This window comes from Natrinema limicola JCM 13563, assembly GCF_000337475.1.
In the GTDB taxonomy this organism is placed as follows: domain Archaea; phylum Halobacteriota; class Halobacteria; order Halobacteriales; family Natrialbaceae; genus Natrinema; species Natrinema limicola.
Window position 1 is genome coordinate 1 of record NZ_AOIT01000078.1, and the last position, 6,071, is coordinate 6,071.

The following is a 6,071-nucleotide window of genomic DNA, read 5'->3' on the forward strand; positions in this document are numbered from 1 at the left end:
TCTGAGCGATTAGCTTGCTCTCTCGCTCTCACCAGCTGTTAGCGTTCTGCGCCATAGACGATTTTCGAGGGAGCTTCGTAGCCACAGTCGGGACAGTCGAACCATCGCTGGACCTTCGCACCAGCGGCCGATTTCTGGCCGACGATGACGTCGTCGTTCGGACACTCTGGACAAGAGAGTTCGGGAGCTGGGCGGTTCCGAAGTGTATCCCGAAAGCTGGTCACTTCTTTTGTTTCGAAACCTCGTGACCACACTGGATAGCCGTCGACGAGGATCGCTGCCCGCCACTTGTACGCGTAGGAGTCCGGGGCACGATGTAGGATGGCTCGCGCTCTAGTCTCCATGTTTCGATATGCCAGCGTGGGTGCTCGACTTTCTCGTGTCCAGTTCGTGATTCGGGGCATGATTACTCAGAAATGAACGTCTGCCGGTACGATCCAGCACGTCTTGCTCTCGTCAGTGTCCTCGAGGAGGCGATCGAGGTGTCTGTGATGGCGGATCCCAGTCGCGTGCTGATCATATAGGCAGATCGACGGGCCACGGGAGGCACCGACCTGCTGGAAGGCGTGCCGAGCGAGACCCTCGTCGCGCATGATCTCGTCGTCGCTGCGTTCCTCGAGTGCTTTCTTCACCTGGTCCAGATTTCGTTGGAACGTTTCCGTCGTAGTCTCCCAAGCCCGCTCGAGGAGTTCTTCACCTTCGTCGGACGTAACGGGTGCAGCTGTCGGTAGGTCGCCCCACCGTGCTTTTCCAGCCACTGTTGTCTCCTCTTCGTCGAAGGTGACGTAGTAGTCGAACACTGCACAAGAATCCGGCTCCGCGCCAACCAGTCGATCGAACACCGTCTTCCCGGTTGACAGTGCCTCTTCTGCTGTCGATGCCTCTACCAGTGCGTAAATTAACATATGCATCTCGGATACCTCACTGCGCCGACGCTCTGATCAGTGTTCGCTTGGTCTTACCCAGTGCGCCGGCACCCATCACCGGCGCACAAAATCACTGCTGGAACGTACCTGTCTCACGGAGTAGAGCGATCCGGATCGATAGTAGCATCGTCAGTGGTCGTCAGGTCGCTTGACTCGTCGATAGCTTCGAAAAGACCACGGGTGCCTTTAGAAACTTGTACCTCTGCCTCGAGTGGGGTTGCTGGTTAGGGAGCCGCTGTCTCTCTTTGTTTGAGTTTGAGCTCAACGTTGCCTGCCAGACCCGCAAGGAGGACTACGCCGACCCAAGAAAGGATATACACACCGAATGGTCCCGGCCCACCAAACGGGCTAGTAAAGTACCCCTGCCACTCACTATAGGCTGATACGGTTAGTAATACACTGACCAGTAGAACGGGCGAAATGGACTTCTGCGTTATGGAATACAGGACTGGAATGAATCCGAGGGCAAACATTCCGATGAGAATATACGCTCCTGAGGGTGGCTTAACCAAGAGGAGTTCCCATAGATTATCATATGAGAAGAAGTTCCAGAGAAAGATAGCGACACCTGCATGGAGAAAACCGGCAACCAGACGGTAAATAGCCGGAACCATCGATATGGATGGGGTCTCTGAGTTTTCAGCCATATTCCGCAGCAAGAATTACACTCACTTAGAAATTATGGTGGATTGACACTCTACGGAAAGTACATAGCCTGTACTGACCGTCCGGTACGGAGTCCAATAAGCTGTGACCGATTCTATAACCCGCTCGGTTAGGAATCAATGTGGGTATCAGTCGGTTCACTACGCTCTGGTCGAGTGAGAAGACTCACTTCCTCCAAGAGCGCCGTTGCTGTTTCGATTCGTTCTCTGTCGGCGTCAGTCAACTGATCGCCCTCGAGATCATTGAGTTGACTGAGTGCACGATGCAGTCTGTATCCTGGTGTGTTGCGTAGGTCCATTGAATGCGCCTCAGCCGATCGCGGCGCAGATAAACATGATATGAAGGTATAGTTGATTTTCCTTTACCCCAACATCTCTTGACTGATGTCAACTGACAGTGTTCTTTGAACTCCGCCGTCTCAACTATTTCCCACAGTAGTCGATTGGTCATGTTGGTTACCAGCCAGCCAACGCCCAACCCGTACTCCCACTTCACCGATGAGCGCTGAAATTCCGAATCCAAGGACTGCAAACACAATCGTGGCACCGATCGCGCTCGCCACAAACCATACTGGGCCGGCCAAGCGGAATGTGGTTGTAAGAAGATCGAAAACAACCCAGAATACTGGAAGTCCGCCAACAATCCCGACCCGAACCCCAACTCCACTAATTTCACCGTTCACACGTCCGATCAGATAGCCGGCAAGAATACCACCGAAAAACACCGCTCCAAGCGAGAGTTCGGATCCTGTTTGCCAGTAACTGAAGGTGGTGAATGGAAGAGAGCACAACCCACCGATAAGAGCGTACTTCCATTGGGTCATTCCGGGCTGTAGAGGAGGACCAGCTTCAGGCATAGTATTTCAATCAATGATTGGTGTTGCAAGATTATAATAACTTTCCTTACAGAATATGCTATTGTGCCACCCTTTGTCGCGTCTCTCTGCAAACAAGACACACCCTGTACTTACCGCGATTTTCACGCCTCACTCTGAATAAAGAAACAGTGCTACTATCTACTGCTAAGTGATCATGTTCCACATCTCATTCACTCTGGGCTCGGCCCATAGCGCGGCGTCCCGCAGACCTGGCACTCCCAGATGGCGTAGCCGGTCCAGGTTTCGTCGGGAACGGATTCATGGTCGCTGAATCGATGATCGGTTGTGCGTCCACACTGGTGACACTCGAGGCGTTCTTTGGTGGGAATGCCACTGTCCTGATGCTCAGGTTCACGTTCTTTAGGTGCCTGCTGGAGGGCAATTGCAGGAACTAGCCACGCATCATCGCCGGCGTTGTCGAGCAACGTCGCAAGCCGCTGCTCGTCGCGAATACCAATCCCACCTTCGTCGTAGAGATAGGTTGTTGGTTCGCAGTCGCTATCCACCGCTGATTGGTCAGTCCACGCTGTTCGATCGCGGGCGGCCGCGAGAAGTTGCTCACCGTCAGTGGACGTGATCTGTGCTGCAGCAGGAAGCACGGGCCACTGATCGGTCAATTGGGCTGCAGGCTCGTCCTCGAGATCGTAGATGATCGTGCAGTCGTCGACAGCCTGTTCGGTCGCACTCGAGGCAAGGAGCATCGCAGCGGCCCCACCTTTCGCGACAGCGCCGTAGAACGTCGACGACTCGACAAGCATATGGACGACGCCGAGGAGTGTCCATTCTGTTGCCGGTGCGTCTGTCTCAGAAGAGCAATCTTCGAGATGGTTGGTGAGACAGAACAGGCATTTGGTCTGATCAGCTGGGATCGGTGCGCCACAGGACCGACACTCGGTGTCTGTTTCCGTTGGAGTGTCTGGATATCCAGCCGTCGCGATCTGCTGTCGATCAGGTTCGCCGTCATCATCTTCGCTGAGTGTCTTGTCTGGGATATGCGACGCTTCGCCGGTCGGACGAAGCTCCTCAAAGTCAGAATATCGGTCAGTCATTAGTGGGTGGTGGATCGTGTTGTCTCATGTCTCGATGCAGGCTCCAACTCGGGAGAGAAGATCTGGACATGAGATCACTGAGTCGCTATTGCTGGCGGAGTCCTGCTTCTCGAGCTTCACGATTGCTGGCACAATGGATACATGCTGGCAGATCACCATCAACGGCGAAAACCCGGAAATAGTTCTCGGTGACATGAGAGCCACAGCCATCACATTCTGGCATTATCCAAATCTATATTGTTACTCCAGTAAATATCTTGTTCCAATACTTGTGTAGTTTTGCTAAATAGCATTCTATCGAAGTGGAATTGACTCTTTTCTGGGCCTGGTAGTGTTGCGGTTCGATAAGGAGTCCACAGTCTTCACAACGAGTTTCGACTGCGTTGGTGGTGACTCGGCCATTGCATCTGGGACACGGACTGGCGCTCGAGTTGGGCTGGACGTCTTCGTCGAATGTTGTCTCGTAAACCTCTCTGAAAGCCATGGTGTTCACGAGGGGCAATGAGCAACTCCGACTGCCCCTCACCTCACTCGTGGGGCAGAGAAATCTATCGCGAAGTAGACCGTAGCATGGTTTCTTTATTCAGGACACCTTGCGGAACTCGCGGTAAGTACACACACGCAGTTACCGTTCAGTACAGGGTATACAGATACCGAGTTACCGGACTTCTAACAGGCGGAGAATCAGCGAGAGGTTATCACACGATACCGAGATAAATAACTAATAACGACCCGAGGATGCCGAGAATCCCTGCTATAATCCCAAGTTGTTCCTTCTGTTGTTTAGTCATATTTGACCCTTTTCGGTGTGACTGCATAAATGTGCGGCGACTAACACTTTTTCAATATGCACACGTAGTTACCAGTTAGTACAGAGTGGCTCTGTTGAAGTCCTTCAGCGTTGACATTGAACAGAGCCAAAATCATATGTATTGACAGAATTCAACTTTCCATATGAATAAGAGAATCGCCGTGTCAGTATTTTTGGCTACTCTATTATATCAGTTTATTGATGCTGGTGCTGAACTGTTTTTACCGTTCTATGATCGGGGCGGAATAGTTGCACTACTTTTGTTCTGGTTGATCCCGGGAGGAACCGCGTTCATTCTTGGATATAGGGAGACTTGGCAACAGGTGATGGATAGTCAAAGACGTAAAAAAGTGTATGTCTCAACCGTATTTGGCGCAGTTGCCGGTCAATTCTTGGGTCTCGTGGTGCTGCTTCCGACACCGGCCTTACCGGATATGACGTTTGTCGGGGCCATAATCTTGGCGGGGATTACTGGTATGTTTGTATTGATCGCAGTAGGTGCAGGGGTTATGCTCGTCTATGCTGCTAATGGGAATGATGAATTCTTGACCTATCGTCAATCGTTGATTTGTAGTGTATCATTCCTATTAATCGTATTCATATATCTGTTTATTGAATTGAGTGATTTGTCCAGTCCCTATATCTCTGGAAATGATACGGTTATCTTCACTCTCGCAGGTATCTGGCTCCTGATATATGCACGAACACTCAAACAAAACAATGATGATGGCAATGAAGGAAAACCTTCCACGGCCTAATTACTCCATCTATACTGGTTTTTAGAGAGTGCGGTCAAGATTGTGGACGATGCAGGCAAGAGCGAGTTCACGAAACTGCTTCCACCAGTGTCGTGAACGGACGAATGCACCGTATTTTCGCTTGATACGTGAGTTCACTGTCTCGCTCTGGCTCCGTTGACCGTAGAGTTCAGTATCCAACCGGGCGTTCCACGCTTTCTGCAGTGATGAGAACTCACGGTGTTTGATCAAAGGACGAATCAAATTTTCACGGGCCATCTCCCGAATTTGCTGATCGTCATATCCCTTGTCTCCAAGCAGAACTTCGACTTCAGATGCGTTGCGGTTGATGAGCGAAGGTGCGATCTGCGTATCGTGTTTACGGGTCGTTGTAATGTGGAGATCGAGGATAGCGTTTGCTCTGGTATCGACTAAGAGAGTGACCTTCAGCTGCTGAATCGTCAACTTCGCCCGTTTTGTGTAGTGCTTCGAGGCGTGGCTACGGTCAAAGCCCGAGGCGTCGATCCCCGCAACACCGTTAGTCGGGAGCAGTGAAACAGAGAGATTGAGAAGCACTCGCCAGACGGCCATATCAAGTCTGTCGAACGCCTTGCAGAGTGTAGACGGCGCAGGGAGTTCAGTAAGATTGATTGCACTCCGTATGCGGGGCATCTCGATGAGTTCGTCGAGAAGTGTTCGATAGGTCGTGTTCTTCCGAACTTTGAGACACAGGAGTACGATGTGCTGATGAAGCGTGTAGCGTTGTTTCGAGAATTTTGAGGAGTATCGTGAGACTGCTCGCTGGGCTAAATGAAATGCTTGCTCGACAAAGCGGAGTAACTGCGATTTCGGGAGGGTCTGCATCCACTCACACTATCGACTGAATCTGTAACTCTCCAAGGATTTCAACAGAGCCAATTTTTCTGGGTATGAGATGAATGGGGCTCCCGCACCGATATCTCCTCCACTGTAATCTGGCAAGAGTCTCGTGCTAGATAAAGATGA

Annotated in this window: 8 protein-coding genes; 1 reads left to right on the forward strand and 7 read right to left on the reverse strand. The window is 51.4% G+C overall.

Annotated elements, in window-relative coordinates; all coding sequences use genetic code 11:
- Positions 1 to 38: 38 nt before the first annotated feature.
- The 6 genes from C476_RS16570 to C476_RS19945 form a co-directional block, all read right to left on the reverse strand.
- Positions 39 to 404: a DUF7568 family protein gene (locus tag C476_RS16570; RefSeq protein ID WP_008015083.1), complete on the reverse strand. Its 366-nt coding sequence runs from the start codon at positions 402 to 404 to the stop codon at positions 39 to 41.
- A 6-nt stretch (positions 405 to 410) separates the two neighbouring features.
- Positions 411 to 911 carry a hypothetical protein gene (locus tag C476_RS16575; RefSeq protein ID WP_008015085.1) on the reverse strand — a complete coding sequence of 167 codons (501 nt, stop codon included), beginning with the start codon at positions 909 to 911 and terminating at the stop codon, positions 411 to 413.
- Positions 912 to 1,150: 239 nt separating this feature from the next.
- On the reverse strand, positions 1,151 to 1,573 hold the full coding sequence (locus tag C476_RS16580; RefSeq protein WP_049912038.1) for a hypothetical protein: 423 nt from the start codon (positions 1,571 to 1,573) through the stop codon (positions 1,151 to 1,153).
- A gap of 437 nt (positions 1,574 to 2,010) precedes the next feature.
- On the reverse strand, positions 2,011 to 2,415 hold the full coding sequence (locus C476_RS18075) for a DUF5518 domain-containing protein (protein WP_206536901.1): 405 nt from the start codon (positions 2,413 to 2,415) through the stop codon (positions 2,011 to 2,013).
- A gap of 224 nt (positions 2,416 to 2,639) precedes the next feature.
- Positions 2,640 to 3,518: a biosurfactant protein 1 gene (locus tag C476_RS16585; protein ID WP_008015088.1), complete on the reverse strand. Its 879-nt coding sequence runs from the start codon at positions 3,516 to 3,518 to the stop codon at positions 2,640 to 2,642.
- Between the two features lie 85 nt (positions 3,519 to 3,603).
- The gene (locus tag C476_RS19945) at positions 3,604 to 3,741 is read right to left on the reverse strand and encodes a DUF7563 family protein (protein WP_015310288.1); all 138 of its coding nucleotides are present in this window, start codon (positions 3,739 to 3,741) and stop codon (positions 3,604 to 3,606) included.
- A 731-nt stretch (positions 3,742 to 4,472) separates the two neighbouring features.
- On the opposite strand from C476_RS19945, the gene C476_RS16590 reads away from it, so the two are divergent.
- Entirely contained in the window at positions 4,473 to 5,087 is a 615-nt protein-coding gene (locus C476_RS16590) for a hypothetical protein (protein WP_008015092.1), read from the forward strand.
- Positions 5,088 to 5,108: 21 nt separating this feature from the next.
- On the opposite strand, the gene C476_RS16595 is transcribed toward C476_RS16590, so the two are convergent.
- A complete protein-coding gene (locus tag C476_RS16595) occupies positions 5,109 to 5,930 on the reverse strand; it encodes an IS5 family transposase (protein WP_008015094.1) in 822 nt (273 codons plus the stop codon).
- Positions 5,931 to 6,071 lie beyond the last annotated feature (141 nt).

Bases quoted from the DNA above. Each gene is read 5' to 3' on its own strand.
- C476_RS16595 (WP_008015094.1), bottom strand. From the start codon at position 5,930: ATGCAGACCCTCCCGAAATCGCAGTTACTCCGCTTTGTCGAGCAAGCA.
- C476_RS19945 (WP_015310288.1), bottom strand. From the start codon at position 3,741: ATGCCAGAATGTGATGGCTGTGGCTCTCATGTCACCGAGAACTATTTC.
- C476_RS16575 (WP_008015085.1), bottom strand. From the start codon at position 911: ATGCATATGTTAATTTACGCACTGGTAGAGGCATCGACAGCAGAAGAG.
- C476_RS16580 (WP_049912038.1), bottom strand. From the start codon at position 1,573: ATGGCTGAAAACTCAGAGACCCCATCCATATCGATGGTTCCGGCTATT.
- C476_RS16570 (WP_008015083.1), bottom strand. From the start codon at position 404: ATGCCCCGAATCACGAACTGGACACGAGAAAGTCGAGCACCCACGCTG.
- C476_RS18075 (WP_206536901.1), bottom strand. From the start codon at position 2,415: ATGACCCAATGGAAGTACGCTCTTATCGGTGGGTTGTGCTCTCTTCCA.
- C476_RS16585 (WP_008015088.1), bottom strand. From the start codon at position 3,518: ATGACTGACCGATATTCTGACTTTGAGGAGCTTCGTCCGACCGGCGAA.
- C476_RS16590 (WP_008015092.1), top strand. From the start codon at position 4,473: ATGAATAAGAGAATCGCCGTGTCAGTATTTTTGGCTACTCTATTATAT.